The following is a 26232-nucleotide window of genomic DNA, read 5'->3' on the forward strand; positions in this document are numbered from 1 at the left end:
TCAGAGAATGACGCGGTGTTCGCGCTGGCCTTTGGCCGTTGTTTGAATGCGATAGGTCCTACCTGCAGCCGCATCATTCAGCCCGTCTGCGGCGGTGGTAACGAACAGCTCTGACAAGGTGTCCCCGCCAAGCGAAGGGCAGGAGGCCTGGGAGGTTGGGATCGGATAGATCTCTGACAGCGCGCCGGTCGAGGTATAGACAGCGACACGGCCGGCCCCCCATTGGGCATTCCAAAAGCGGCCTTCGGCGTCGACAATCGCGCCGTCAGGGCCAAAATTCTGGTTGCTGAGGTCGAGGAAAACCGATGCCGCGCCAACCGGCCAGCCGTCTCTGTTCGCCAGAGGCTGGCGCATGATCTTGCCGGTCGTTGTATCGGTGAAATACGCGCAGGATTTGTCAGGGGCAAAACAGATGGCATTGGTGATGGTTTGCTGTGCGACCAGCTGGCGCAATTCGCCCCGATAGTAGCGGTAGATGGCGCCAAGGCCGGGTTCCGCTTTGTAGCCCATCGTGCCAATCCAGAACCCGCCCCAGGGATCTGCGCGCCCATCGTTGGAGCGGGTTAGCGGCTGATCGGCCTCCAGATCAATCAGATGCGTGCGAGTGCCGGTTTCGATGTCAAACCGCCATAGCGCACGGGCGCTGGCCATGATCAGGGTCTGATCATCGACCCAGCCCGCGGCGGAAACGCAGTCGTCAAACTGCCAGTGAATCTCCGTTTCTCCGGCAACGCTCAGCAGTTGTTTTTCAAGGATATCGAACCAGAACAACTGTTTGCGCGTCGGATGCCACAGCGGACCTTCCCCCAGCGTGCAGCGCGTTTCGCTGAAGACCTGAGCTGTCATGGGATGGAGCGCCGGATCACGTGCCATCGAAGGCCTCGTCGTAGGCCGCGACGGTTTCTGCAGCGAGGAGGGCGACATCTTCGACAGAGCGGCCGGGTTTGTAGAGAGAGGACCCCATGCCAAAACCGGTGATGCCTGCCCTGTGCCAATCGGCAAATTCCGCAGGCCCGACACCGCCTACCGCGTAGGTTTCAGCATCAGCGGGCAGGACCGCTTTCAGCGCCGAAAAACCGTCCAGTCCCAGTTTGAAGGCAGGGAAGAACTTCAGACCATCAGCACCGGCTCGGAGAGCCGAAAAACACTCTGACGCGGTGAAGACACCCGGATAGGACAACATGCCTGCGGCTTTGGTTGCACGGATCACATCCGGGTTGCAGTCTGGCGAAACCACCATCTGCGCCCCAATGGCCGCGAGTTGAGCCACTGCGCCGGTGTTGAGCACCGTTCCAGCGCCGACTGTGGCGCGCCCCTTTGCCTGATCCAGCATGACGGCGATGCTGTCATAAGGCTGGGGAGAGTTCAGCGGCACTTCGATCTTGGTGATACCTGCATCCATCAGGGCATCGGTCATGGCGCGCGCCTCTTTGGGACGCAGACCGCGCAGGATGGCGATGATGTTACGGCTCATTCGGTTTGACCTTTTTGCAGTTGGTCATATGCGGCGCATAGGCCCGCGAGTGTCAGGGATTCGGCGTCAACGCGACGGGGCTTGCACCCCAGCGCGGACAGGGCTGTTTCATAGCAGCGGGCCAGCGCATCTGTGCCGAGTATGGTGACGGATTGGTGAGACCAGTAGCCCCGGGTCGCGGCAAGCTCCGCACCGATCAAAAGCCCTGACAGGCGCGCTCTTCCGGTCTCCGCGTTCTGCCCGGACAACAGCGCATCCGCACGGATACGAAACAGCTGTGCCGAGATCGCAGCCGGCGAGGAGAGCGCCTTGGCCACGGCCTGTTTGAACGCCTTTTCGTCCCAGCCATCCTCAGAGACGCAGTGTCGAAGTACGGATTGGCCTTGCAGCAGTGCGAACATCTCGCCGGTCATGAAGGTCGAGAAGCTGGTGACCTGGCCCCGATCCAGTTTGACCCATTTGCTATGGGTGCCGGGCAGGCAAATGACCTGAGGCCCGGTCTGATTGCTGTCTTGTGCGAGGTACCCCGCAATCTGGGTTTCTTCCCCGCGCATCACATCCGCCGGATCGGTTGTCTTGATCCCGGGCAGCAGGTAAACGGTCAGGCGTTTGTCCTGTATCAGCGGTCGGGTCGCCTCGGCTATTCCCGGCGGGGGGCAGGGCGCGGTGGCATAAGGGGCCTCGGCCCAGCCCTGACGCGAACCTGCCATTCCGCAACAGATGACCGGGACCGCCCGGACATCGCTGTTGCTGCCGGGCGCCAGACGATCGCCAAGCAGGCCCAGCAGTGTCGGTTCATAGTCCTGCGGGCCAAGCCGCGACATGCCGCGGTCAGAGGTGATGCGGTCGAGGACCTGATTACTGTTGTCCATCACCCACAGCCGCAGCTGGCTCGTCCCCCAGTCAGCCGCAATCCATGCAGGCGTCGGGCCAGCTGGCATCATGTCAAAGGAACGGTTGGGATCGGCCGTCATCCTGTCACCACAACCCCGCCATCCACCACCAGCGTCTGTCCTGTGATCATGCGGCTTGTTGCCGAGGCCAGAAAAAGCGTGGAGCCGACGATATCCTGAGGGGCGAGATGATCCTTCAGGCATTGGCGATCGAGATGGGCGGCAAGCGCCTCGGGGGTGGCCCATTTATCAAGCTGCTTGTCGGTCAGCACCCACCCGGGCGCCAGCGCATTCACCCGCACGTGATCCGGCCCGAACTCGCGGGCAAGGCTGCGGGTCATGCCATTGATGCCTGCATTTGCAGTCGTATAGGCGGGGTAGCCGCTGTTGCCCATCATATAGCTGATGGAGGTGAAGTTCACGATTGACCCGCCACCGGCGGCCTGCATCCTTGGCAGCACAGCCTGACAGGCAAAGAAATAGGCCTTGAGATTGATCGCCTGTGCCCAGTCCCAAAACTCTTCGTCCACATCCAGCGTGGCGTGGCGCTGATCGTTGGCGGCGTTGTTCACCAGCGTGGTGATCGGGCCATGTGCCTCTGCCGCCTGCTCAATCGCGGATTTCAGCGCCGGGATATCGGTGATGTCGCATTGGATGAACAAGGGGCGGTTGCCGGTCTCGGCTTCCATCCGTTGAACAAATGCGGAGGCATCGGAGCGTCCGACAAAGGCGACCTTGGCTCCCTGACGCAGAAACCCCTCGCTCAGCGCGGCCCCAATGCCGGAACCGCCGCCGGTGATGAAAACCGATGTGCCCTTCAGGTCCGGAAAGATTGCAGTATCGCTCATCAGTGGCTCTCCCGTGTGACGGGGCGGGTGTCTTTGCCCACGAGAAAATCAAGATCAGCGCCTTTTTCAGCCTGAAGGACGCTGTCGACATAGAGTTTTGCATAGCCGCGCGTGTAATGCGGCGGCTCTGGTCGCCAGGCTTCCCGGCGCGCGGTCAGCTCTTCCTCCGAAACCAGAAGGTCAAGCGTGCCGTTCTTTGCACTGACCCGGATCCGGTCGCCGGTCTGGACCAGACCAAGGGGACCACCAGCCTGCGATTCTGGCGAGACATGCAGGATCACGGTGCCAAATGCCGTGCCGGACATGCGACCATCGGAAATGCGGATCATATCGCGTACCCCGTCGCGCACCAGTTTGCGCGGGATCGGCATGTTGCCGACCTCCGGCATACCCGGATAGCCCTTGGGACCGACGCCTTTCAGCACCAGGATACTGTCCTTGGTCACCGGCAGATCGTCCCGGTCGATGTTGGCCTTCATCTCTTCGATGGTCTCGAAAACATGGGCGACACCTTCGTGCTCCAGCAAATGGTCGGTCGCGGCTGAGGGTTTGACGATGGCGCCATTGGGGGCGAGGTTGCCGCGCAGGACACGCAGGCCCGCGGCCGGTTTGACTGGGGTGTCAAAGGTCTTGATGACATCATCGTTGAAACATGCGGCGCCCTCGGCATAGGCTGTGATGTCGCCTCCCAGAACGGTGGTGTTGCTGCGCAGGTGCCCATTATCGGCAAGTTGCTTCAGCACAACAGGCATGCCGCCCGCATAGCAGAAATCTTCCATCAGGTATTTGCCAGAGGGCATGCAGTTCACCAAGAGCGGGATGTCGCTCCCCAGACCAAAATCATCCAGGGTCAGCTCTACCCCGACACGGCCAGCCAGTGCCAGAAGATGGACAACCGCATTGGTCGAGCCGCCAACCGCTGCATTGGCCATGATCGCGTTGATGAACGCATCGCGGGTCAGAATGTCGGAGGGTTTGAGATCTTCCTCCACCATTTCGACAATCCGCTTTCCGGTGAGATGCGCCAGCGCCATGCGGCGGGCGTCCACTGCTGGCAGGGCGGCATTCGTCGGCAGGCTCATCCCCATCGCTTCGACGAGGGACGCCATAGTGGAGGCCGTACCCATGGTCATGCACACGCCCTTGGATCGGCTCATCCCGGATTCAGCCGCCATGAAGTCCTGCAAGGTCATCTCACCCGCGCGCACCGCTTCGGAGAATTTCCAGACGTCTGTGCCGGAACCGATATCCTTTCCCTGCCATTTGCCGTTCAGCATTGGGCCCGAGCTGACCACGATGGCAGGCAGATCGACCGAGGCCGCTCCCATCAGCTGGCCCGGTGTGGTCTTGTCACAACCGCCAAGCAGGACAACGCCGTCAATCCCATAGGCCCGGATCGACTCTTCCACATCCATGGCCAGAAGGTTGCGGAACAGCATCGCCGTCGGCTTCATCTGGGTCTCGCCCAGCGACATGACCGGGAACTCAACCGGGAAGCCGCCAGCCTCCCAGACCCCGCGCTTCACCCCCTCGGCGAGATCGCGAAGACCGGAGTTGCAGGGCGTCAGTTCGGACCAGGTATTGCAGATCCCGATGATTGGTCGGCCGTCAAAGGCATGATCGGGAAAGCCCTGATTTTTCATCCAGCTGCGGTGGATAAATCCGTCTTTGTCCAGTTTGCCGTACCAGGCGCGATTTCGTCTGTCTTTGGTCATAGGCGTGTTCCTTCAATCACCCAGATCGACTGTGGGAATGTCCAGGGCAGGGTGATCCCTTGGTGCATCAGATATTGGCCGCTAAGGGGGGCAGTGCCGGTTTTCAAAAGAGGTGAACCGCGTGACAGGCCGGGGGCATCCTCGCGGTTCAGCAGGCTGATTTCATATAGTGTATCCGGCTCTAGCCCGGTCAGGCGAAGCGGGCGGGGCAGGATCTGTGCGCTGGCCTCACAAACCCCGGCAAAGACGACAAACCTACTGCCATCCTCTGCGCGCTGTAGCTCTGCGATTACCGCCGGATCGTCACTGTCGAGCCGCAGAATATCGGCCCGCTGCATCCAGTGGCGGTTGTCTTTCCACCAGGAAGTTACCTTGCGGAGGATGTCTGCCTCTTCCTCGGTCAGCTCGCACGGGTCCATTTCAAACCCCATGTGGCGCTGCGCCGCGACCCAGGCGCGCAGGCGGATGTCTGTCACCCGGCCAGAGGTGTGGCATTTTCGGGGACCTACGTGGCTGCCGGTGACCACCATCGGCAGGAAAAGCGCCGCTTCATGCTGGATCCGCAGCCGTTCCAGCGGATCGTTGCTGTCCGAAAGCCAGACGCGATGGGTGCGCGATAGGATCCCAAAGTCTATACGCCCGCCACCCGAGGAGCAGCTCTCGAATTCCACCTTGGGGAAGTCTGCCCGCAGGCGGTCAAAGAGCGCATAGGCTGCCTCGGCCTGGGCGCTGTCCGGCTCGGGCAGGACACGGTTGTGGTCCCATTTCACATAGTCGATCGGGTGATCTGCCAGAACCGCTGCAATGCGGTCGTAGAGATAGGCCTGTACCTCCGGCAGGGCGATATTCAGTACCATTTGCTGGCGACCAAGCACCTGATCCAAGTCGCCCAGAACCCAGTCGGGATGGGCGCGGAACAGATCGCTTTCAGGATTGATCATTTCCGGTTCAAACCAGATGCCAAATGCCATGCCTTCGGCGTGGACATGGTCGATCAGTGGCATCAGCCCATCGGGGTATTTGCGCCTGTCGATCGTCCAGTCGCCGAGGGATGTGGTATCGTCATCACGTTTGCCGAACCATCCATCGTCCAGCACGAAACGTTCCGCGCCAAGGTCGGCCGCACGGGTTGCGATCTCGCAGAGCATGGCGTGATCGTGCTCGAAATAGACCGCTTCCCAGCAGTTGTAATGCACCGGACGCGCGCTCACAGGCTCAGGTGGTCGCAGGATCTCATCGCGCAGGTGGCGTTGGAAGGTGACAGCGCAGCCATTGATCCCCCGATCCGAGAACACCGCATAGAGTGGCGCGGTCTCAAAACGCGTGCCGGATGTGCGGCGGCTGCCGGTGGCGTGTCCCCACTGGATTTGGCGACGCCCGTCGGGGAGTTCCTCTGCCAGCATTCTATGGCCCCCCGACCAGCCGTAGTGGAAGGCATAGGCGGATCCTTGGCTGTTCGTGGCACCACTGCAGGGCACAATCAGACCGGGGAAATGCTCATGCCCGGTGCGCCCTGTGGGGTTGTCCCTTAGCCGCGCGCCTGCGCTCCAGGCGGTGCGGCTGGTCTGAAATTCACCGATCCAGCGGCCATGGAAGTCGATCATCTCATGACTGTTCTGAGGTGCCGGAAAGACCGGAGCGGAGAGCCAGTTCACGCTGACGGGCTGCTCCGAGGTGAGAGCGGCCTGCGCAGTGATCATGCTGGTTGCGGGCGTCAGCTCAAACTGTGCCTGATAGTGCAGGCCATTATTGGCATCGCGATAGTGGAGTGTGAGGGTCCGAGTGCCTTCCTCCGCCCGCTCGAAGGTGAAGCGTGGCAGCAGTGCCTTGCCCGCGCCATCCGTCAGCGACAGACCGGGCTGGCCGGGGAAGGTGCGGCGTGCCTCGGGGCAGATCGACAGCGGCGGCACCTGATCCAGCATCCCCCCCGTCACATCCATGCGCGAGGCGGCGGCGAGCATGTCCAGATCGGTTCCATCGGGCAGCCGCGGTCCCCAGTAGATGACCTCTGCCAGATCGGTGCCACGGGCGGCGAGGATCAGGCTTTGGCACTGATCCTGAAGCGCCCAGCAGCGGATGTCTCTCACCGTGCTCACTTCACGGCTCCCAGCGTCAGACCGGCGATAAAGTGGCGCTGCATCAGGAAGAACATCGCAACCGGCGGCAGGGCCGCGACGATGCTGCCCGCGCTCATCAGATGGTACGCTGCCCGGTATTGCGCGTTGAAGGAAGTGATGCCTGCGGTCACCGGCTGGCTCTCGGCGCCCTGGGTCAGAACAACTGCCCAGAAATAATCATTCCAGATGAAGGTAAAGATCAGCACGCTGAGCGCCGCAATTGCGGGTTTCATCAGCGGCAATACCACGAACCAGAAGATCCGCCATTCCGCGACCCCTTCGACGCGGGCGGCTTCGATCAGCTCAAAAGGCAGGGCGCGGATGAAGTTGCGCATAAAGAGCGTGCAAAACCCGGTCTGAAAGGCGATATGAAACAGCACGAGGCCAGTTTTGGTGTTGTAGAGCCCCATGTCCAGCGTCAGATCGCGTACCGGAACCATCAGGATCTGAAACGGCACGAAGTTGCCTGCCACGAACATGAAAAACAGCAGCAGGTTGCCACGGAATTTATATACGCCAAGTGCAAAGCCGGTCATGCAGGAGAGTGCTACGGCACCGATCACCGTCGGCACCGTGATCAGGACGGAGTTCAGTAGGTAGCGCGGCATGTCGGAGCCAAAGAATACCTTGCCGTAATTGCTGGCGCCTTCAAACGAGCTCGGCATTCCCCAGTAGTTGCCGGTGGTAAAGTCCACATCCGGTTTGATCGAGAAGATGGCCACCGCGATCAGCGGCAACAGCCAAAGGACGAGCGCAGTCGGAACCAGGGCCTGATAGGTGGCCTGCCATCCGCGAGAACTGTTCTGAATGGGTTTCGGAAACATCAGCGGCCCCCTTTGTCGTCTTGGTACATGGACCACAGGAAGTAGGCGATGAAGCACAGCATGATCAGGAACAGCACCACTGCAATTGCTGCGCCATAACCCATGCGGAAGCCATATTCCGACAGGGCCTTTTCAAACATGTAGAACGACAGCACCCGGCTGGAGCCGAACGGGCCGCCGTTGGTCATGATGGAGATCAGATCAAAGCTGCGCAGTGCGCCGATGATTGTCACGACAAAGGCGACAAAGGTCGCCGGCCGCAGTTGCGGGATGATCACATACCACAGCATCTTGGCGCCTTTGGCACCGTCCAGCCGCGCCGCCTCGACCTGTTCGGGATCAACCGCATTGAGGCCCGTGAGGTAGAGGATCATGCAATAGGCCGTCTGCGGCCACAGGCCAGCCGCGATGATGCCATAGGTCACCAGCGTCGGATCCCCCAGCACATTCAACGGCCCAAGACCAACCCAGCCCAGCACTTGATTGAGCAGGCCAAAGGTCGGGTCATAGAACCAGCTGAACACCAGGCCGACAACAACTTGACTGATCACAAATGGAAAGAAGAACAGAGACTTGTATAGGCGAATGCCGGTTACGGTCTGATTGAGGAACAGCGCGATGAACAGGCCTGCCGGGATTGCCAGCAAATACAGCAGAAGCCATTTCAGGTTATTCCAGAGCGAGACCTCAAACGCGCGATCATCCATCAGCTCCCGGTAGTTTTCCATGCCGACGAACTGTGGATCACCGAGCCCGTCCCAGCGGTAGAACGACAGGTTGAAGCTCTGTACGATCGGGAAAATCACGTAGAAGAGAAAGAAAATCACGCCGGGCGCCAGAAAGAGCCAGGGCGCGAGGGTCTGACGATTGCGCCTTAGCCAGCTGTCACGGCTGCCTGATGCGCTGGCAGACGATCTGGTTTCTGGAGCAAGGTTCATCTCAGCCACGGGAATTCTCCCTTGTTTGTCGATTGATATCAGCCTGTCGACTGGGAAGGGCCGATACGGTTCAGCATATTGCGCGCTCCGGTCCGTGACCGGGCTGCGCAGGGCCGATAGGCAGATCGGCCTTGCGCGTTGTATTGGCCAGCAGCAGTGATCAGTAGACGCGCTCGCGGGTCTTTTCCAAACGGTTCAGGATATCATCCAGATTGTCCGGGAAGACCATGAACTCCTGGAAGCCCTCCATGGCAACGGAGGCCATTTCCGCTGGTGCATCGCGGTCAAAGAACTGCGCGATACCACCGGGCGAGTTGGCGGACAGCATCTCGAAGCCCTGATTGAGCATTTCGTCATCATCGACGGAGGACTTTGAGTTCACAGGCAGCTGGCCGAGTGCTGCGCCGCCGTTGATCTTGGTCTGATTGTCCGCCGAGACGACGAAACGCAGGAACTCGCGCGCGGCTTCTTTGTTCTGGGCGCCGGATGGAATGTGGAAGGTGTCGGTTGGTGCGTCCTCAGCCAGCTCGACATCGGGATTGATGGTCGGGAACTGGTAGAAATCCAGCTGATCGGTCCCAAGACCGGCTTCGCGCAGCGGTGCCACGGCAAAGTTGCCCATCAGATAGGCGGCGGCTTCACCTTTGACCATGAAGGGCAGGGCCTCCTGCCAGCTGTAGGACTGATGGTTGTCGATAAAGGCCCCCATGTCGATCAGTTCCCGCCAGTTGGCAAAGGTCTGCTTTACACGGTCATCGGTCCAGGCGACTTCACCATTGGTCAGCGCCATATGGAAATCATAGCCGTTGGTGCGCATGTTCAGGTAGTCAAACCAGCCGCCGGCCGTCCACAGGAACTTGGTGCCGATGGTGAAACACTTGCGACCTGAATCGAGAATCTTCTGGCAGTTCGCTTTGAAGATCTCCCAGTCCTCGGGCTCTTCGAGGCCAAGCTCGTTGTAGATGTCCTCGCGGTAGTAGACGCCCCACTGGTAGTAGGTGTAGGGTACGCCCCATTGCTTGCCGTCCAATGTCATTGCGCCCTTGGTGGAGGCCAGCGCATCAGCGATTTCCGGCTCTGCCCAAAGGTCGGAGATGTCTTCGAACAACCCGGCAGAGACGTAGGGCCGCATCCGGTTTGCCGCATACCAGTTGGCCACGTCCGGTGGGTTGGCAGATAGGAAGTTGCGAATCTGCGTCTTGTAGGCCTCGCGGTCGATCACCGTCAGCTCAACGGTCAGGTTCGGGTGCATCGCGTCGAATTCAGCCGCCATCCCCTCCATTACTGCGCGCGGCGCAGGATTGGACATATCTGAGAAAATCTTGAGCGTGCCGCTCAATTCAGCCTGTGCCGCAGTGGCCAGGCCGAGGCTGAGAGCCAGGCCCGCAACTGTTCCTTTCAAAGTCTTCATGACGTCCTCCCTGTTGACGTGTGTCGTTTGGTTTCATATATTGGAACCAAATTCCAACTATTGAAACTATGACCGCGCTCGGCTAAGGATGTCAACAGTTACATCGGCCCCGCCCGATCAGAGAAAGGACAGTGATGGCGAAAGCTGCGCCCCAATCGCGAGAGACAGATGGCACCGTTGGCAAGGCTCTGGCCGTGTTGGATCAGATCGCTGAAGCGGGCCGCCCAATGCGGTTCGGCGAGGTGCTGGCGGCCTCGGATCACCCCAAGGCGACGCTGTACCGGTTGGTGCAGACGCTGACCAATCAGGGGATGCTGTCCTATGATGAGACCCATCAGACCTATGCTCCGGGTTTGCGCCTGGTGCGATTGGCTCATGCTGCCTGGCGGCAAAGCGCGCTGGCTCCGGTGGCGCGGCCCTATCTGGACAAGCTGTCACAGGATATCGGCGAGACCATACATCTGGCGCAGCTGGATCGGGGGCAGGTACTCTACGTCGACAAGCGTAATGCGGCCACACCGATTGAGATGTTCAGCCAGGCGGGCAAAATAGGGCCGGGCTACTGTACCGGGGTGGGTAAGGCGATGATCGCGTATCTGTCGCGGGAGGCGCAGCAGGATGCGATCCGCAGGCAGGCGTTTTTTGCCCATACGCCCAACACGTTGGCCACGCCAGAGGCGCTGATGGACGAGTTGCAGCAGATCCGCAAAGACGGCGTTGCCTTCGACCGTGAAGAGCATGAACCGGGCATCATCTGCATTGCCGTTCCGATCCTGTCGGAGGCGGGCAAAGTGATGGGCGGGCTGTCGATCACCTCCTCCGTGCAGCGTCGCTCGCTGGAGGAGCTGGAGACGCTTCGACCAGCCCTGATGACAACCGCCAAGGAAATCGCGGCAGCGGCCGAGACCTGGCAATTTCCAAATTAACCCGAGGGAGAGAACACATGACAGGGGTCACTCTGGCCAAGGCCGTCAAGAAATATGGTGACGTTCAGGTGATCCACGACGTGGACCTCACCATTGAGGACGGTGAGTTCTGCGTCTTTGTCGGCCCGTCCGGGTGCGGAAAGTCGACGCTGCTGCGGATGATCGCCGGGTTGGAGGAGACCAGCAGCGGCAGCATCCATATCGGTGAGCGGGATGTCACACGACTGGATGCGGCTGACCGTGGGGTTGCGATGGTTTTCCAGTCCTACGCGCTATATCCGCATATGACGGTTGAGGATAATATGGGGTTCGGGCTTAAGATGACCGGTCATCCCAAGGATGCGATCCGGGAAAAGGTGGCAGAGGCCAGCCGGATCCTGAAGCTGGATCAATACCTTAAACGCAAACCCAAGGCGCTGTCGGGCGGGCAGCGCCAGCGCGTCGCCATCGGACGTGCGATCGTGCGCGGGCCGGATGTCTTTCTCTTCGATGAGCCGCTGTCAAATCTCGATGCCGAGCTGCGCGTGGATATGCGGGTCGAGATCGCTCGGCTGCACAAGGAAATTGGCGCCACCATGATCTATGTGACCCATGATCAGGTGGAGGCGATGACGCTGGCAGACAAGATCGTCGTGCTTCGGGCCGGTCGCGTCGAACAGGTCGGCAGCCCGATGAAGCTATACGCCGATCCCGACAACCGCTTCGTCGCGGGGTTTATCGGCTCGCCGAGCATGAATTTCCTTCAAGCGACCGTTTCCGGCGGCGCGGTCACAGTACCCGCTCTTGGCGGCCGCCGGATCGCGGCCTCTGTCACGCTGCCTGAAGAGGGTGCATCGGTCCTTGTGGGATTGCGCCCGCAGCATCTCTCTGTCGTCGCCCGTGACAGCGATCTGATCCTTGATCTGCGCGAGCGGCTGGGCGGTGTGTCCTACGACTATCTACGCACCCCAACAGGCGAGAAGATCATTGTCGAAACACGGGGGGACGAGGCGCTGCCCGAAGGAAGCGCCGTCGCCTTGGATTTTGACGATGCTGACGCCTATTTCTTTGACGGGACGACAGAGCTGCGTCTGCGCTAGAAGCAGGAGGGCTGTCAGCGATGGTCCGCGGCTACAGTGACTGCATCCGCTTTGTTTTTCCCGACCATGCCGGGTTGCTGACGGCATCTGCGAGGGTTGCGGCGACATCGCCTCGTGCGGCGACGCCTTCGGGATCGACCTGCTCGCCGAACAGCAGGTCTCCGCTGCCGTCGCCATCAGTCAGACGTACTGGGCGCAGGATCGCGTAGTCCAGTCCCGACTGTTCCAGATAAACATCCGCGTCGTGTTTGGCCTGCAGGTAATGGGCAAGTTCGCTTTTGGGATCGGGATCGCCGGCTCCTATCGAACTAAGCATGACAAACCGGGCCACGCCCGATGATTTTGCAAGATCCACAAGCGCCTTCGCGCCATCACGATCAACCTTGTCCGTCATTTCGCGAGAGGTGTCGCCGCCAGATCCTGCTGCAAAGATCACACCGTCGCACCCCTCGCAGACATCCGTAGGCAGGTCGGTAAGGTCGCCGCGCCGCGTGCCAGTCCCGGGTGGAAGCGTGCTGGTATCCGACCCCTCCCGGATCAATGCGATGGGCTGATGGCCCAGGCGCTGAAGTTTTTCCACCACCCGGCGGCCTGTATTGCCAGTAGCACCTGCGACAAGAACTTTCATAACGGTCTCCTCATTTCGATAATGGGATTGGGACAATTGGGGGGACACAGCGGGGCCACGGGTCAGAACGACGGGGCCATCGGTCCCACCTTCGCCACTGCGGCCTTGTAGCCATCCTGTGCCTGCAGATCGGTCCAGTAGCGCGCGACGCGCGGCGCATCCTTCAGCGCGCCAATCGCCGCCAGATTGGCGAGGATGTACGAGAACTGGATATCGGCGAGCGCGGCCTGATCGCCAAACAGCAAACCCGTTTCAGGAAGCTGCTGGGCGATGTAGTCCAGATGCAGGTCCAGAGCTTTCTTGGCCTCATCTCCAGAATCCTCTCCCTTCAGGGCCGGTAGGAGCACGCCCATCGCAACCTCGGCAAAGGAGCTCTCGACGTAGTCGAGCAGCTCGTCGTGGCGCAATGCGTCTGCTGTCCCCGGAGCTGGTTGATGGCGGCTGTCACCATAGCGATCAGAAAGATACCGCAGGCAGGTCGCCGATTCCGCTATCTTCATGTCGGCGTCCTCAATAACAGGCGATTTGCCGAGCGGATGAATCTTGGCAAGGCTTTCAGGCGCCCTGAAGTTATCCGTGCGGTCGTAGGTTGTGACATCATAGGGTTGCCCGAGGTCTTCCATCAGCCAGATCAGGCGAATTGCGCGGGAGTAGGCGAGGCAGTGGATCTTCAGCATGAGCGGCGTCTCCTTCAGAGTCGGTCAATTCCGCGCTCGGCTCAGATACTTGTCATGCCAGTGATGCGCGGTCACAAAAGAAAGACGGCATCGGTGCCGTCGTCGAATACTCAACAGCCCGGATCGCGATTTCGTTCCCGATAAAGCGCCCGCATTGTAGACTGCGATCCGGCGGATACCGGAACCCGAGCGGTGAGGAGGGCGTTTCGCAGCCAGGGGTGCAGCAGGTCGAAACCAGTAAATCGCAGGACAGGAGGAGAAACAGCATGGCCGGAGGATGGACCCGCGATGGTGCGGTGAGTGAACAGATCGAAGCGTCAATCAGTGACGAGCTGGCGCGTCTCAGGTCGAGGCGCGCTCCGGTCGGTGAAAGCCTGACACATTGCGCCGATTGCGAGGAGCCGATCCCCGAACCGCGGCGTAAGGCGATCCCTGGCGTCAAACTCTGTATCGAGTGTCAGCAGGAACGCGACGGCGCCCAGCAGGCGCGTGGCGGAATCAATCGGCGCGGCTCCAAGGACAGCCAGCTGAAGTAACATGGTCCTTTCGTCGGCTTGATCGCGCCGAAGTATCTTCCCCGCGCCATCTGCGGATGCTATATCCCGAGCCGGGCTCACAGGCGATGGCGTCGCCGCAGGCAGACTGCTCTGGCCCAAAACAACGCTCCTGTACGCCGGGACTTTCAATCGGGAGATTGAAGGCCCCGCCTTTACCTCCCGAGATCAAGGGAGGCATCCATGGCCTGGTCGCCGGAAAAAACCGAAGTCAAAAGCTGGAATGAATGGGACACGCTGCGCCATGTGATCGTGGGCCGTGCCGATGATTGCCACATCCCGCCGGAAGAACCCGCGCTGGATGCCAAGGTGCCGGAAGACAGCGACATGCGCGGCCAGTGGGGCCGCCGCCCGCAGGAGACCATCGATCGCGCCAACGAACTGCTGGACAATTTTGCCAGCCAGCTGCGCGGCCGCGGCATCCGGGTGGACCGCCCGGTTTCCATCGATCATTCCCAGCCCGTCACGACCCCGGACTTCCACACCGACAGCCAGTTCGGCTGCATGCCGCCGCGCGATGTGCTGCTGACCGTCGGCCATGAGATGCTGGAAGCGACGATGTCCTACCGCTGTCGCTGGTTCGAATACCTGAACTACCGCCCGCTATTGCAGAAGTACTGGGAAGAAGACCCCAGGTTTCGCCACGAAGCCGCCCCCAAGCCGCGCCTCACGGACGCAGATTACCACCCGGATTACCTCAGCGACAAGATCGGCGTGGCCAAGCGGCTGGAATGGGCGGCGGAGAAATTCTTTGTCACCACTGAGGAAGAGCCGCTGTTTGACGCCGCCGACGTGTTGCGCTTTGGCAAGGATCTGGTGGTGCAGCACGGCTTCACAACGAACCTCAAGGGCATTGAGTGGCTGCGCCGCCACTTCCCCGACCACAGGGTGCATACGGTTAACTTCCCGGGTGACCCGTACCCGATCCACATCGACGCAACGTTCACACCGCTGCGCCCGGGGCTGATCCTGAACAACCCGCAGCGCCGTCTGCCGGAAGAGCAGCGCGAGATGTTCAACAAGAACGGCTGGGAAATCGTTGACGCAGCACAGCCTGCCCACAACACCCCGCCGCCGCTGTGCTACTCCTCCACCTGGCTGTCGATGAACGTGCTGGTGCTGGATCCGAAAACCGTCTGCGTCGAGAAATCCGAGGTCTATCAGGCCGAGCAGATGGACAAGCTGGGCATGGAGGTGGTCGAGGTCGAGTTGCGCGACGCCTATGCCTTTGGCGGCGGGTTGCACTGCTGTACGGCAGATGTCTACCGCGACGGCGACTGCGAAGATTACTTCCCGCATCAGTGAGCAGTGGCGCGCCGTCAGCTACGGCGCGCCACTCTTCGACGGTTAATCTTGACCGTACTTGTCTACCGGGAGCAGGTCTCCAGTGCAGGTATCCTGCGGACCAGTTTCGCATACGTTGCTAACCGTCGCTACTCAGTCGGTCCGGCTCGCTGTCTGAGGCTGTCAGATGCCGTATTTCTTGCGCAGCTTGCGGACCTGTGACGAGATCTTGTTCCCGGGCTTCACGCGTTCGGCGAACTCCTTCGTCGGCTTGTACCATGATTGGTCCTTGTCGCTGTACTTCCACAGCTGGCCCTTGCTGTCTGCTACATGGCGGAAGCATTCTTTGTTCTGATCCCCGGACCCGCCTTCGCTGCTGTACCAGAGCGCCTCATAGCACAGCTGGCCCTTTGAGGTTGCGTACCATTTCCCCAAGCCAACGCTGTCTTCCCAAACGGCTTGGAAGCTCCCGTCAGGCGCCCAATACGAGCCCCCTTTGCTCCAGATCCATGTCTTGCCGGAATAAAGCTCGACAACCGTTTGTCCGCTTACGCGGTTTTTCCGGTCAGGGCCCGCTGCGAAAACCGGCGTCGCTGCCAGGGCTGACACAATCGCCAAAACACAAATTTTTTTGAAAATAAACATTACTCATCCCCTCAAACTGGTGAACGGCGAAACTATACCATAAATTGTCCGAAAATCCGACAGTGCGGTTCCAGGAGTGTAAAGGCTTTTGCTGCCTGGGGTGACCGCCACCTGGCGGCGATTGATGATGGTTTATTCGCGCGGTAGGGCCATCCGCAGGATGTGCCGGGGGCCGGCAAGGCGATGGGGATAGATGCCGCCGGTGTCCTGAAACCCGCCTTTCAGATAGTAGCGAACCGCCGGAGAGTTTTGCAAATTCACCGTCAGCACCACCGCATGGCGGGCCGGTTACTGGGTCGGCAGATTGCTCTGTAAAGCAGAGACGGCTGTGGGGGCATAACCTTTACCCTGCGCGCCGCGGTCGATCATCAACGCGCGCAGGCCCAGCTCATCTGCCGAGGCGAAATCATAGGTTTCGTGATAAAGGCGGTCGATCTTCAAGAACCCCAGCGCGCGGGGCCCGTCGAGGATGGCGTAAAAATCCACGCCGTCCTCGTCTTCTTCAAAGGCCTGCGACAAGGTGCCAGAGAAGCGGACCTGATCCGGTTCCACACTTGTATGGGCGACCAAATCAAGCTCGCTGCGCGCCGCCGAGCGCAGGGTAATGGGCTTCACCCCTCCATCGCTTCCAGCTCATCGATCATCTCGGAGATCATGCTTAGGCCCTTGTCCCAGAAGGTGGGATCAGAGGCATCCAGGCCAAAGGGCGCCAAAAGTTCCTTGTGGTGTTTGGAGCCGCCTGCCTTCAGCATGTCGAAATACTTGTCCTCGAACCCTTCGGCCCCCTCGGCGTAGACGGAGTAGAGCGCGTTCACCAGCCCGTCGCCAAAAGCATAGGCGTAGACGTAGAAGGGGGAGTGGACAAAATGCGGTACATAGGTCCAGAAGGTCTCGTAGCCTTCCATGAAATCAAAGGCTTCACCAAGGCTCTCGGCCTGTACCGACATCCACAGCGCGTTGATGTCATCAGGGGTCAGCTCGCCTTCGGCGCGGGCGGCATGCAATTTGCATTCAAAGTCATAGAACGCGATCTGGCGCACGACCGTGTTGATCATGTCCTCGACCTTGCCTGCCAAGAGGATCTTGCGCTCGTTCTTGTCCTTGGCGTTTTCCAGCATCTTGCGGAAGGTCAGCATCTCGCCGAATACAGATGCGGTTTCCGCCAGCGTCAGCGGCGTTGACGACAGCATTTCGCCCTGCTCGGCTGCAAGTACCTGATGCACGCCGTGGCCCAGCTCATGCGCGAGCGTCATCACATCGCGCGGTTTGCCGAGGTAGTTCAGCATCACATAGGGGTGCACATCGGTGACGGTCGGGTGAGCAAATGCCCCCGGCGCCTTGCCCGGTTTCACGGCGGCGTCGATCCAGCCCTTGTCAAAGAACGGCTCTGCCAGATCGCCCATGCGCGGATCAAAAGCGCTATAGGCATCCATCACCATCTTGCGTGCCTCCTCCCATTTGACGGTGCGGGAGGTCTCCATTGGCAGCGGCGCATTGCGGTCCCAGACCTGCATCCGGTCCAGCCCCAGCCATTTGCGCTTCAGCTCGTAATAGCGATGCGACAGCTTGGGGTAGGCGGCCACCACAGCTTCGCGCAGGGCCTCGACGACCTCCGGCTCGACGTGGTTGGAGAGATGGCGTCCCATCTGCGGAGAGGGCATCCCGCGCCAGCGGTCCAGGATTTCCTTTTCCTTGGCCTGGGTGTTGTGGACACGGGCAAAGATCTTGATGTTGTCGGAGAAAACCCGGGCAAGTTCGCGCGCCGCGGCTTCCCGCTTGGTGCGGTCTTGTTCGGTCAACAGGTTCAGCGTGCCTTCGATGTTCAACTCTTCGCCGTCAACGGTGAAGGTGAGGCCGGCAATCGTTTCGTCAAAAAGCCGCTCCCAGGCGTCGCCTACAACGCCCAGATCATGCAGGAATTTCTCCAGCTCGTCAGACAGCTGATAAGGCTTCATCGCGCGAATACGGTCAAAAATCGGTTTGTAGCGGGCGAGATCGCTGTTGGCGGCGAAATGGGCCTCCAGTGCCGCGTCTTCAATCCGGTTGATTTCAAGCGAGAAGAACACCAGCGGCGTGGTGAAGATCGTTACCTTCTCCTGCATGTCGGACATGAATTTGGCGCGGTCGGCATCGGTGGTCAGCTGATAATAGCGCAGACCAGCAAAGGACATGATCCGCCCGGCGATGGCGTTGATCTTCTCGTTGCGCACGACGCAGGCCAGCAGACCGTCGGCATCCAGATCGGCCAGTTTGCCTTCGTAGTCACTGGCGAAACTGGCGCATTCTTTCTCCAGCCAGTTGAGGTCGCGATCCAGCTCTGCCGCATCCTCAGAGGTGTAGAGGTCGCTCAGATCCCATTCAGGCAGATTGCCCAGCCCATCCGGCCCGGCACCGCCCGCATCATTGGCGTTGGCGTCTCGCATCAGGTCGCGGTCAAGGAAGGGAGCGTTGAACATCAGGGCACCTCGGGCTGTTGTGTGTCTTCTCCGACATCTAAGCGCGAGGGCTGGGGATCACAAGCAAGCGGCCCGCGTCGGGCGGCGATTTATTGGCCGGGCAGGGGGGCACACTGCGCGCGATATTTTAAGAACTCTGATCGCGTCAGCCTGTCCGGGGTGAACCTAGTCTGCGTATTGATCGAACAAACGGGTGATCTTGTCAAAAATGGCGCGGCGGGTTTCAGCCCCTTCCATCATCACCTCATGCTGCGCGCCCTCGACCAGATCCAGTTCGCCCCCCGGCCAGCGCGCCATCCGGTCATGAATGGCTGCCGTATTGACGATCTGTTCCTGTGTGCCGAGGAAGGTGATGCAGGGCAGTGCGGGTGAGGGCATTTTCGCAAGGGCTGCACATTCTCGCAGGCTTTCGCCCAGCCATCGGACGGTCGGCCCGCCAAGCGACAGATCGGGCTGTGCCGCAAGCTGATCCTGCATCAGGCGGTACATCTCAGGATCATTGGTGAGCGAATTGCCCTCGAACGGGCTGGCCTGCACATATGGGGCTAGGGTTGTCGTCGGGGTCCGCATTGCGCCGATGCCGAACCGGTCACCCATAGAACTGAGCAGCCGCGCCACGGGCCGCAGCGCGGGCGGGATCTGAATTCCCCACATCGGCGCGGAAAAAATGCAGGCTTTGACCGGAAGCCCTTCCATGACTGCGCGCAGACCGATGGCGCCGCCCATAGAATGGCCGAGGACGAACCATGGTTTCGGCAGAGCGAGCCGATCGGCCAGCTCAACCGCCGCCTGGACGTCTTTCTGAAAATCGCGAAAGGCGACGACGTGACCCAGAAGCCGCTCCGGCAGCATCCTGTCCGCCAGCCCCTGGCCGCGCCAGTCGATTGCCAGCGTTGCATAGCCTCGGCTTGCCAGATCCTGGGCAGCTCCTCCGTATTTTTCGATATATTCGGTGCGCCCGGGAAACAGCAGTAACGTGCCCTTCTCAGCGCCCGCAGGGCGCCAATGGCCCACGCGGATGCGCAGGCCATCGCTGGTGCTCACCCAATGGGCCTGCCCGCCGTCTGGTCCTCGCGCGATATCGGCAAAGAAGGGAGCGGGGGTCAGATCCATCGGGCGCGCGTCCATCAGGCCATCGCCGATGCCAGTTTCATCGCGGTGCCCATGTCACCGTCGATGGTCAGCTTGCCGCTCATGAATGCCGTGGTCGGGTTCAGTTCACCCTCGATGATGGACTGAAACGTCTCTGCGTCGGCGGTCATGGTGACCTCTGCCTCTTCGTCGGCGACGCGGGCCCCGTTCTGATCCAGCATGATGGTGCCCATGCCGGTGATGTCGAATTTGGCGGAGCCGTCAAAGCCACCATCCATCTTTGCGTTCAGCGTTTCTGCTGCTTGGGTCAGCGTTTCGCTCATGTTCAGTCCTCATTTTGGTCCGCAGCCTGCAAATTTATGTGAAGGATGTCCTTCCCACTCTGGAAAACGCAGGCTGCGCGGTTACACTTAACCCATCATGGTTGCAAAATTCTCCAATCTCAAAGCTATCGTGGCGGCAACGTCTTTGACAGTCCTGTTTTCCGTGCCTTTGCAAGGTCACGCTCAGGAGGTTCAGGGCGAGGCGGACCTGCTGGCCGCTTTGTCCGATGCCGACCCGCAGGAAGCCATCGGTCTGGACAGATCCCTGCAGGCGCTCTGGAACAGTAGCGGCTCGCCTGCGATGGACCTGCTTTTGAAACGTGGCAAGGACGCGCTGGACCGCGGCGATACCCGGATTGCCATCGAGCATCTGACTGCGCTGACCGATCATGCGCCAGGATTTTCCATGGGCTGGTACGAGCGGGCACGGGCGTATTTCACCGCGGGCCTCTATGGCCCTGCCGTGGCCGATCTGGAGCAGACGCTGATGCTGAACCCCAACGACTACAATGCGATTTTTGCGCTGGGGGCGATGTTCGAACAGTTCAATGACCCGCAAAACGCCTATGAGGCCTATAAAAGGGCGCAGGCTATACATCCGCACCACGAGGCGATAACCAGCGCGCTCGACCGGCTGAAGACCGAAGTCGAGGGCAAAGAGCTTTAGGGCTGACAGTTGAGCTCGGTTCGGGCGTTGAGGGCAATATCATGACAGGCACGCAGAGTTCCGGGAGCGACCGGGTCCTGGCGGTTTTGGGGCCGACCAATACCGGCAAGACGCACTATGCGATTGAACGTATGCTGGGGCATCGCACGGGTGTCATGGGATTCCCGTTGCGGCTTCTGGCGCGCGAGGTCTATGACAAGGTCGTCGCCGCCCGTGGCCCGTCGGTGGTGGCACTGATTACCGGTGAAGAGCGTATCGTGCCGCCGCGCGCACAATATTGGATCTGCACAGTTGAGGCGATGCCCGAGGGGATGGGCTGCGATTTCCTTGCGGTGGATGAAATCCAGCTCTGCGCCGACCCGGAACGGGGCCATGTCTTTACCGACCGTCTGCTAAGGGCGCGTGGTACTCATGAGACGCTGTTTCTTGGCGCTGACACCATGCGCGGGCCGATTGCTGCGTTGGTTCCGGGCGTGCAGTTTATGCGCCGCGAACGGCTTTCGGATCTGGTCTATGCCGGATCCAAGAAGCTCAGCCGGATGCCTGCGCGCACCGCTATCGTCGGGTTCTCCATCGACAATGTCTATGCCATCGCCGAACTGTTGCGCCGACAGAAGGGCGGGGCAGCCGTTGTGATGGGCGCGCTCAGCCCCCGGACCCGCAACGCCCAGGTCGAGCTCTACCAGAATGGCGAGGTGGACTATCTGGTCGCGACCGATGCCATCGGCATGGGTCTCAATCTGGATATCGATCACGTCGCCTTTTCTTCGCTCAGCAAATTTGACGGTCGCCGGATGCGGCAATTGGCCCCGAATGAACTGGCCCAGATCGCAGGGCGGGCAGGGCGCGGGATGAGTCACGGCAGCTTTGGGGTTACCGGCGATGCCCCGCCGCTGGAGGATGGCGTCGCGCAGGCGATCATGGAACACAGGTTCACGCCGTTGAAGAAATTGAACTGGCGTTCCTCGGCGCTGCAATTCGGCACGGTAGAGGCACTGATCCGCTCTCTCGAATCAGCGCCTGACGATCAGAACCTGATCCGCGCCCGCGAAGCGGACGATCTTATCGCCTTGAAATCGTTGTCCCAGCAGGATGAAATTCTGGCGCGCACAACCAACGCGCCCTCGGTACGATTGCTCTGGGATATCTGTCGCATCCCGGATTTTCGCGGTATCTCGCAATCGGAACATTCGGGGCTCTTGGGCGTTTTGTTCCAGTATTTGCACGACTCAGGCGTTGTCCCGGACGACTGGCTGGCGCGGCAGGTCAAACGGATTGATCGGGTTGATGGCGACATTGACGCATTGTCGAAACGTTTGGCCTTTATACGAACATGGACCTATGTCGCACAAAGGAACGGCTGGGTACGTGATGAAAGTCATTGGCGCGGGGAGACGCGCGCTGTAGAAGACAGATTGTCGGACGCCTTGCACGAACGTCTGACTCAGCGATTTGTGGACCGGCGCACATCCGTGCTTTTGCGCCGGCTCAAACAGAAGGAGGCCCTTTTGGCCGAAGTGAATGATAAGGGTGAAGTGACCGTCGAAGGTGAATTCGTTGGTCGTCTTGAAGGGTTCCGGTTCTCTCCGGACAAGGGCGCACAAGGCGCTGAGGCAAAGGCGTTGAAATCCGCCTCCCTGCAAGCACTCGCACCGCATTTCCATCTCCGGGCTGACCGTTTTTACAACGCGCCGGATACCGAAATTGATTTTACCGATCAGGGCGGCCTGATGTGGGGTGAATATGCTGTCGGCAAATTGGTGGCCGGCGCTGACCCGCTGAATCCGCGCATCGAGGTGTTTGTCGACGATACTGCGGGCCCAGATGTGGCCCAGAAGGTCGAACGCCGCCTGCAACATTTCATCTCACGCAAGATCAACGCGCTGTTTGAGCCGCTGCTCAACCTGCAGCGCGACGAGGAGCTGACCGGCCTGGCCCGTGGCTTTGCCTTCCGCATGGTCGAGGGTCTGGGTCTGCTGCCGCGCGGCAGTGTCGCGCAGGAAGTGAAAGATCTGGACCAGGATGCACGTGGCGCGTTGCGCAAACATGGCATCCGCTTTGGCCAGTTCACCATCTTCATGCCGCTGCTTCTGAAGCCGGCGCCGACCCGCCTGCGGCTGGTGCTCTGGGCTCTGTCCGAGGGTCTTGGCGAATTCCCCGATGCACCGCCTGCCGGTCTGGTGACCGTTCCTGTGATCAAGGATGCTCCGCAGGGCTATGATACCATGTGCGGGTATCGCAACGCGGGCGAACGCATGATCCGTATCGACATGCTCGAACGTCTTGCAGACATGCTGCGCGCCGAAGACAGCCGTGGCGGGTTCGAGGCCAAGGCCGACATGCTGTCGATCACCGGCATGACGCTGGAGCAGTTTGCAGATTTGATGCAGGGGCTTGGCTATCAGGCCGACAAGGGCGAGCGGATCAAGGCCAAGGCGGTTGACACCGTGGTCACCGAAACCAGCACGCCTGATGCGGATATCCCGGTGATGGACGCGGCGCAACAGGTTGAAAACACGCCTGCCGCCGCCCCGGATGAGACCGATACCGCTGCCGTCACGGAAACAGTTACCGCTGATGCCGACGCGCCAGCCGATGTTCCGGGTGATGTTGCGGCGATCGAGGACGCAGGGGTGGCACCGGTTGCAGAAACCATGGCCGACCCGGCAGCTGTTGATCCGATCCCCGAGACCGCCGAGATCGAGACCCCGGTTGGCGAAGCTGCCGATGCCAATGTAGACGAGCTTGAGATGGAGGTGTTCTACACCTTCACCTGGGGGCGCGCCCGGAAGACGGGCGGCCACCGCGGCGGTGGCCGTCGCGGTCAGGACGCTGGCGAGAGCGGCGCAAAGCGTGGCGGCGACGCTGCGCGCGGCAAGGGCAAACCACGTGGCGGCAAGCCTGGCCGCGATGGCAAGCCCGGCAAGAAGGGTGGCCGTCAGGATCAGGGCAGCAAAACCTATTCGGCCCGCCCGCCGAAGAAGGAAAAGCAGATTGATCCCGACAATCCCTTTGCAGCGGCGCTGATGGGACTGAAACAATCCGATTGATCGGCTGCTGGTGCCATGGATGACGCAGGTCTCTGAAAAGATCAGGATCGACAAATGGTTGTGGCAGGCGCGGTTCTTCAAGACCCGTAGCCTGTCCGCCAAGATGGTTAGCGCGGGCCATCTCCGTCTCAATGGCAACAAGATTGCAAAACCGGCTCAGAACGTCTCTCTTGGGGACGTTCTGACCTTCCCTCAAGGGCGCATCATCCGGACCGTCCGGGTCGAAGCACTTGGAACACGGCGCGGACCTGCTCCAGAGGCACAGGCGCTGTACTTTGATTTGACCGAAAAACAGGACCCCGTGCCGCGTAATCCGCGCTACGAAGGAAAAGGTCGCCCGGATAAGAAAGAGCGCAGGGCGCTTGATCTTAGTCGCCGGGATGGCGCGTTTTGACATCTTGAAGCCGGCGCTCGGGTGAATTAGCTACAAGCCAAACAGCTACGGGACTCGGCCACCATGACTTATGTCGTTACGGATAACTGCATCGCCTGCAAATACACCGACTGCGTCGAAGTCTGTCCGGTCGATTGTTTCTACGAGGGCGAGAATACCCTGGTGATTCACCCGGATGAATGTATCGACTGCGGCGTCTGCGAACCGGAATGCCCCGCCGATGCGATCCGCCCGGATACCGAGCCGGATATGGACAAATGGGTTGAGTTCAATCGGAAATACTCCGAAATGTGGCCAGTCATCGTCTCCAAGAAAGATCCACTGCCAGATGCAGAGGAACGCGACGGAGAAGAAGGCAAGTTGGAGAAGTACTTCTCCGAAGCTCCCGGCGAAGGCGGCTGATAACAGCAGGTGTCTGCGGCTCCAGCTGGCTGGTTGCTTCGCGACTCACCTTTGCAAGACTGCGCGGTCCGGGAACGGGCCGCACCGGAGACCCGCCGTTTTATGGCATTTTTCGGGTCTGGATCCATTGGGACCATGATGTTTCACGGAGCGCTGCCTTTTTGTGGTGCAGAAAATATGATATACTCTTTCAGTAAATGACCAACCACGGATGTCCGCCTTGACTGTGCGCCCTGCGACGCACGGGTCCTATGGCGGTTTTTCTGCGGCATTTCTGTGGGTGCGGGTATTCGGATCACCGCGCGCGTGGATGTGTGGCAGCCCAGCCGACCCGAAGGTCGGCACAGAGCGAGGAAAGACCTGTATGACTAAATCGAAGAAGCCTGAATTCCGCCCTGACGACTATGTTGTGTACCCTGCCCATGGCGTTGGCCAGATCATCTCGATCGAAGAGCAGGAAGTGGCCGGCTTCACGCTGGAACTGTTTGTGATCACCTTTGAGAAGGACAAGATGACACTGCGGGTGCCGACCAATAAAGCCACCGAAATCGGCATGCGGTCGCTCAGCTCCCCCGATGTGATCGCCAAAGCCATGACCACGCTCAAAGGCAAGGCGAAAGTCAAACGCGCCATGTGGTCGCGTCGCGCCCAGGAGTATGAGCAGAAGATCAATTCCGGTGACCTGATCTCCATTGCTGAAGTGGTCCGTGACCTGCACCGCACCGATGACCAGCGTGAACAAAGCTATTCCGAGCGTCAGCTCTATGAAGCGGCACTTGAGCGTCTGACGCGCGAGGTTGCGGCGGTTTCAGGTGGTGACGAAATCTCCGCCGCCAAGCAGGTGGACGAGGTGCTGACCTCCCGCGCGGCCTGATCCAGATCTGATCGCCGCAGGGTCCGATCCATCGGATATACGAACAAAGAAACCTAGGCCGCGCTCCAGGGCGTGGCCTTTTTCGTTTTTGCGCTATGCTTTAGGCGCTGACATGTGGATCGTGACGGCGTTCGTGTGTGACACATCGAGCCAAGACCCAAAAAACGAGCAGAGAACACCATGACGGACCTAAAGACTCGCCTGACCGATCTCTATCGCGGGACCGACAGTGCGTCGGTCCGGTTTCGCTACGGGCTGATCGGATTTGATGCGGTTACAATTCTATTCTTCATGTCGACGGCCCATATTCCCCATGGTCCCTGGCTGATCGGGCTGAGCTGGATGGCCGGTGTCGTCATCGCTTTGGATCTGGCGGCGCGGTTCTGGATCAGCGGCAACCGCCGCAAACTGCTCTGGCGCATCTATACGCTGGCCGACATTGTGGTGCTGATCTCACTGCTGCTGGAGACGATCCTGCCGGGAGGGCTGGCTTTCCTACGTATCCTGCGAGGGCTACGGCTGATCCACTCCTATCATCTGCTACAGGACCTGCGGCGCGACAGCCGGTTTTTCCGCCGCCATGAAGATGCAATCATCGCGGGGATCAACCTCTTCATCTTTGTCTTCGCAACCTCGATGACGGCTCTGGTGTTCTTCATGGATACATCCGGCAGCGATTATCCTTACATTGACGCGCTGTATTTTACCGTGGCGACACTGACCACGACCGGCTTCGGCGACATCACCATGGCCACACCAGCTGGCAAGACATTTTCGGTTTTTGTCATGGTTGTGGGGGTGACTTTGTTCGTGCGGCTGGCGCAGGCGATCTTTAACCCCCAGCGGGTGCGCTACACCTGCAGCCAATGCGGATTGACGCGCCACGATATCGACGCGGTGCATTGTAAACATTGCGGCGGGCAGCTGAAAATCCGCACCAGCGGGGTGGAGTGACCGGAAC

The 26232-nt window shown here is 60.2% G+C and carries 26 protein-coding genes; 10 read left to right on the forward strand and 16 right to left on the reverse strand.

The window, feature by feature from the left end:
* The 9 genes from WLQ66_RS02445 to WLQ66_RS02485 all read right to left on the reverse strand — a co-directional run bounded on the left by WLQ66_RS02445 (position 1) and on the right by WLQ66_RS02485 (position 10220).
* The gene (locus WLQ66_RS02445) at positions 1–873 is read right to left on the reverse strand and encodes an SMP-30/gluconolactonase/LRE family protein (protein ID WP_340544759.1); all 873 of its coding nucleotides are present in this window, start codon (positions 871–873) and stop codon (positions 1–3) included.
* Positions 863–1474 carry a 2-dehydro-3-deoxy-6-phosphogalactonate aldolase gene (locus tag WLQ66_RS02450; protein WP_340544760.1) on the reverse strand — a complete coding sequence of 204 codons (612 nt, stop codon included), beginning with the start codon at positions 1472–1474 and terminating at the stop codon, positions 863–865. The genes WLQ66_RS02445 and WLQ66_RS02450 overlap by 11 nt, the downstream gene beginning before the upstream one ends.
* The gene (locus WLQ66_RS02455; protein WP_340544761.1) at positions 1471–2448 is read right to left on the reverse strand and encodes a 2-dehydro-3-deoxygalactonokinase; all 978 of its coding nucleotides are present in this window, start codon (positions 2446–2448) and stop codon (positions 1471–1473) included. Before WLQ66_RS02455 ends, WLQ66_RS02450 begins: the two co-directional genes overlap by 4 nt.
* Positions 2445–3215 (reverse strand): SDR family NAD(P)-dependent oxidoreductase, encoded by a 771-nt coding sequence (locus tag WLQ66_RS02460; RefSeq protein ID WP_340544762.1) that lies wholly within the window; start codon positions 3213–3215, stop codon positions 2445–2447. The genes WLQ66_RS02455 and WLQ66_RS02460 overlap by 4 nt, the downstream gene beginning before the upstream one ends.
* A complete protein-coding gene (locus WLQ66_RS02465) occupies positions 3215–4930 on the reverse strand; it encodes an IlvD/Edd family dehydratase (protein WP_340544763.1) in 1716 nt (571 codons plus the stop codon). The genes WLQ66_RS02460 and WLQ66_RS02465 overlap by 1 nt, the downstream gene beginning before the upstream one ends.
* Positions 4927–7026 carry an alpha-galactosidase gene (locus WLQ66_RS02470; RefSeq protein ID WP_340544764.1) on the reverse strand — a complete coding sequence of 700 codons (2100 nt, stop codon included), beginning with the start codon at positions 7024–7026 and terminating at the stop codon, positions 4927–4929. The genes WLQ66_RS02465 and WLQ66_RS02470 overlap by 4 nt, the downstream gene beginning before the upstream one ends.
* A complete protein-coding gene (locus tag WLQ66_RS02475) occupies positions 7023–7871 on the reverse strand; it encodes a carbohydrate ABC transporter permease (RefSeq protein WP_340544765.1) in 849 nt (282 codons plus the stop codon). The genes WLQ66_RS02470 and WLQ66_RS02475 overlap by 4 nt, the downstream gene beginning before the upstream one ends.
* Positions 7871–8809 carry a carbohydrate ABC transporter permease gene (locus WLQ66_RS02480; protein WP_340546288.1) on the reverse strand — a complete coding sequence of 313 codons (939 nt, stop codon included), beginning with the start codon at positions 8807–8809 and terminating at the stop codon, positions 7871–7873. Before WLQ66_RS02480 ends, WLQ66_RS02475 begins: the two co-directional genes overlap by 1 nt.
* Before the next feature lie 160 nt (positions 8810–8969).
* Complete coding sequence (locus WLQ66_RS02485) at positions 8970–10220, reverse strand: ABC transporter substrate-binding protein (RefSeq protein ID WP_340544766.1); 1251 nt, start codon at positions 10218–10220, stop codon at positions 8970–8972.
* A gap of 134 nt (positions 10221–10354) precedes the next feature.
* Here WLQ66_RS02485 and WLQ66_RS02490 point away from each other — a divergent pair, with 134 nt between their 5' ends.
* Positions 10355–11146, forward strand: coding sequence for an IclR family transcriptional regulator (locus tag WLQ66_RS02490; protein WP_340544767.1), 792 nt, complete (start codon positions 10355–10357; stop codon positions 11144–11146).
* Between the two features lie 17 nt (positions 11147–11163).
* On the forward strand, positions 11164–12225 hold the full coding sequence (locus WLQ66_RS02495) for an ABC transporter ATP-binding protein (protein WP_340544768.1): 1062 nt from the start codon (positions 11164–11166) through the stop codon (positions 12223–12225).
* Positions 12226–12256: 31 nt separating this feature from the next.
* Here the strand turns inward: WLQ66_RS02495 and WLQ66_RS02500 are convergent, their stop codons facing one another.
* Positions 12257–12853 (reverse strand): SDR family oxidoreductase, encoded by a 597-nt coding sequence (locus tag WLQ66_RS02500; protein WP_340544769.1) that lies wholly within the window; start codon positions 12851–12853, stop codon positions 12257–12259.
* 62 nt (positions 12854–12915) lie between these two features.
* Positions 12916–13530, reverse strand: a complete 615-nt coding sequence (locus WLQ66_RS02505) for a glutathione S-transferase family protein (protein ID WP_340544770.1) — start codon at positions 13528–13530, stop codon at positions 12916–12918.
* Positions 13531–13796: 266 nt separating this feature from the next.
* Here WLQ66_RS02505 and WLQ66_RS02510 point away from each other — a divergent pair, with 266 nt between their 5' ends.
* Together WLQ66_RS02510 and WLQ66_RS02515 are read left to right on the forward strand one after the other, a co-directional pair.
* On the forward strand, positions 13797–14066 hold the full coding sequence (locus WLQ66_RS02510) for a DksA/TraR family C4-type zinc finger protein (protein WP_340544771.1): 270 nt from the start codon (positions 13797–13799) through the stop codon (positions 14064–14066).
* Positions 14067–14267: 201 nt separating this feature from the next.
* Positions 14268–15389 carry a serine/threonine protein kinase gene (locus WLQ66_RS02515; RefSeq protein WP_340544772.1) on the forward strand — a complete coding sequence of 374 codons (1122 nt, stop codon included), beginning with the start codon at positions 14268–14270 and terminating at the stop codon, positions 15387–15389.
* Between the two features lie 162 nt (positions 15390–15551).
* Here the strand turns inward: WLQ66_RS02515 and WLQ66_RS02520 are convergent, their stop codons facing one another.
* The 5 genes from WLQ66_RS02520 to WLQ66_RS02540 all read right to left on the reverse strand — a co-directional run bounded on the left by WLQ66_RS02520 (position 15552) and on the right by WLQ66_RS02540 (position 19884).
* Entirely contained in the window at positions 15552–16013 is a 462-nt protein-coding gene (locus tag WLQ66_RS02520) for a DUF995 domain-containing protein (RefSeq protein ID WP_340544773.1), read from the reverse strand.
* Positions 16014–16301: 288 nt separating this feature from the next.
* Positions 16302–16628 carry a GNAT family N-acetyltransferase gene (locus WLQ66_RS02525; protein ID WP_340544774.1) on the reverse strand — a complete coding sequence of 109 codons (327 nt, stop codon included), beginning with the start codon at positions 16626–16628 and terminating at the stop codon, positions 16302–16304.
* Positions 16625–18469 (reverse strand): M3 family oligoendopeptidase, encoded by a 1845-nt coding sequence (locus WLQ66_RS02530; protein ID WP_340544775.1) that lies wholly within the window; start codon positions 18467–18469, stop codon positions 16625–16627. Before WLQ66_RS02530 ends, WLQ66_RS02525 begins: the two co-directional genes overlap by 4 nt.
* A 165-nt stretch (positions 18470–18634) precedes the next feature.
* Complete coding sequence (locus WLQ66_RS02535) at positions 18635–19597, reverse strand: alpha/beta hydrolase (protein WP_340544776.1); 963 nt, start codon at positions 19595–19597, stop codon at positions 18635–18637.
* Entirely contained in the window at positions 19597–19884 is a 288-nt protein-coding gene (locus WLQ66_RS02540; protein WP_340544777.1) for an SCP2 sterol-binding domain-containing protein, read from the reverse strand. The genes WLQ66_RS02535 and WLQ66_RS02540 overlap by 1 nt, the downstream gene beginning before the upstream one ends.
* Positions 19885–19981: 97 nt before the next feature.
* Here WLQ66_RS02540 and WLQ66_RS02545 point away from each other — a divergent pair, with 97 nt between their 5' ends.
* The 6 genes from WLQ66_RS02545 to WLQ66_RS02570 all read left to right on the forward strand — a co-directional run bounded on the left by WLQ66_RS02545 (position 19982) and on the right by WLQ66_RS02570 (position 26225).
* Entirely contained in the window at positions 19982–20551 is a 570-nt protein-coding gene (locus WLQ66_RS02545) for a tetratricopeptide repeat protein (RefSeq protein WP_340544778.1), read from the forward strand.
* Positions 20552–20592: 41 nt separating this feature from the next.
* Entirely contained in the window at positions 20593–23601 is a 3009-nt protein-coding gene (locus tag WLQ66_RS02550) for a helicase-related protein (RefSeq protein ID WP_340544780.1), read from the forward strand.
* A 19-nt stretch (positions 23602–23620) separates the two neighbouring features.
* On the forward strand, positions 23621–23995 hold the full coding sequence (locus tag WLQ66_RS02555; protein ID WP_340544781.1) for an RNA-binding S4 domain-containing protein: 375 nt from the start codon (positions 23621–23623) through the stop codon (positions 23993–23995).
* Between the two features lie 63 nt (positions 23996–24058).
* Complete coding sequence (gene fdxA / locus WLQ66_RS02560) at positions 24059–24397, forward strand: ferredoxin FdxA (protein WP_008559821.1); 339 nt, start codon at positions 24059–24061, stop codon at positions 24395–24397.
* Between the two features lie 364 nt (positions 24398–24761).
* Positions 24762–25271 carry a CarD family transcriptional regulator gene (locus WLQ66_RS02565; protein ID WP_340544782.1) on the forward strand — a complete coding sequence of 170 codons (510 nt, stop codon included), beginning with the start codon at positions 24762–24764 and terminating at the stop codon, positions 25269–25271.
* 180 nt (positions 25272–25451) lie between these two features.
* A complete protein-coding gene (locus WLQ66_RS02570) occupies positions 25452–26225 on the forward strand; it encodes an ion channel (protein ID WP_340544783.1) in 774 nt (257 codons plus the stop codon).
* The last annotated feature ends 7 nt before the right edge of the window (positions 26226–26232 follow it).

This window comes from Phaeobacter sp. A36a-5a (assembly GCF_037911135.1).
Lineage (GTDB): Bacteria > Pseudomonadota > Alphaproteobacteria > Rhodobacterales > Rhodobacteraceae > Phaeobacter > Phaeobacter bryozoorum.

Coding starts and splice junctions, on each gene's coding strand:
- WLQ66_RS02445 (WP_340544759.1), bottom strand. CDS start 873: ATGGCACGTGATCCGGCGCTCCATCCCATGACAGCTCAGGTCTTCAGC.
- WLQ66_RS02450 (WP_340544760.1), bottom strand. CDS start 1,474: ATGAGCCGTAACATCATCGCCATCCTGCGCGGTCTGCGTCCCAAAGAG.
- WLQ66_RS02455 (WP_340544761.1), bottom strand. CDS start 2,448: ATGACGGCCGATCCCAACCGTTCCTTTGACATGATGCCAGCTGGCCCG.
- WLQ66_RS02460 (WP_340544762.1), bottom strand. CDS start 3,215: ATGAGCGATACTGCAATCTTTCCGGACCTGAAGGGCACATCGGTTTTC.
- WLQ66_RS02465 (WP_340544763.1), bottom strand. CDS start 4,930: ATGACCAAAGACAGACGAAATCGCGCCTGGTACGGCAAACTGGACAAA.
- WLQ66_RS02475 (WP_340544765.1), bottom strand. CDS start 7,871: ATGTTTCCGAAACCCATTCAGAACAGTTCTCGCGGATGGCAGGCCACC.
- WLQ66_RS02480 (WP_340546288.1), bottom strand. CDS start 8,809: ATGAACCTTGCTCCAGAAACCAGATCGTCTGCCAGCGCATCAGGCAGC.
- WLQ66_RS02485 (WP_340544766.1), bottom strand. CDS start 10,220: ATGAAGACTTTGAAAGGAACAGTTGCGGGCCTGGCTCTCAGCCTCGGC.
- WLQ66_RS02490 (WP_340544767.1), top strand. CDS start 10,355: ATGGCGAAAGCTGCGCCCCAATCGCGAGAGACAGATGGCACCGTTGGC.
- WLQ66_RS02495 (WP_340544768.1), top strand. CDS start 11,164: ATGACAGGGGTCACTCTGGCCAAGGCCGTCAAGAAATATGGTGACGTT.
- WLQ66_RS02500 (WP_340544769.1), bottom strand. CDS start 12,853: ATGAAAGTTCTTGTCGCAGGTGCTACTGGCAATACAGGCCGCCGGGTG.
- WLQ66_RS02505 (WP_340544770.1), bottom strand. CDS start 13,530: ATGCTGAAGATCCACTGCCTCGCCTACTCCCGCGCAATTCGCCTGATC.
- WLQ66_RS02510 (WP_340544771.1), top strand. CDS start 13,797: ATGGCCGGAGGATGGACCCGCGATGGTGCGGTGAGTGAACAGATCGAA.
- WLQ66_RS02515 (WP_340544772.1), top strand. CDS start 14,268: ATGGCCTGGTCGCCGGAAAAAACCGAAGTCAAAAGCTGGAATGAATGG.
- WLQ66_RS02520 (WP_340544773.1), bottom strand. CDS start 16,013: ATGTTTATTTTCAAAAAAATTTGTGTTTTGGCGATTGTGTCAGCCCTG.
- WLQ66_RS02530 (WP_340544775.1), bottom strand. CDS start 18,469: ATGTTCAACGCTCCCTTCCTTGACCGCGACCTGATGCGAGACGCCAAC.
- WLQ66_RS02535 (WP_340544776.1), bottom strand. CDS start 19,597: ATGGACGCGCGCCCGATGGATCTGACCCCCGCTCCCTTCTTTGCCGAT.
- WLQ66_RS02540 (WP_340544777.1), bottom strand. CDS start 19,884: ATGAGCGAAACGCTGACCCAAGCAGCAGAAACGCTGAACGCAAAGATG.
- WLQ66_RS02545 (WP_340544778.1), top strand. CDS start 19,982: ATGGTTGCAAAATTCTCCAATCTCAAAGCTATCGTGGCGGCAACGTCT.
- WLQ66_RS02550 (WP_340544780.1), top strand. CDS start 20,593: ATGACAGGCACGCAGAGTTCCGGGAGCGACCGGGTCCTGGCGGTTTTG.
- WLQ66_RS02555 (WP_340544781.1), top strand. CDS start 23,621: ATGACGCAGGTCTCTGAAAAGATCAGGATCGACAAATGGTTGTGGCAG.
- fdxA (WP_008559821.1), top strand. CDS start 24,059: ATGACTTATGTCGTTACGGATAACTGCATCGCCTGCAAATACACCGAC.
- WLQ66_RS02565 (WP_340544782.1), top strand. CDS start 24,762: ATGACTAAATCGAAGAAGCCTGAATTCCGCCCTGACGACTATGTTGTG.
- WLQ66_RS02570 (WP_340544783.1), top strand. CDS start 25,452: ATGACGGACCTAAAGACTCGCCTGACCGATCTCTATCGCGGGACCGAC.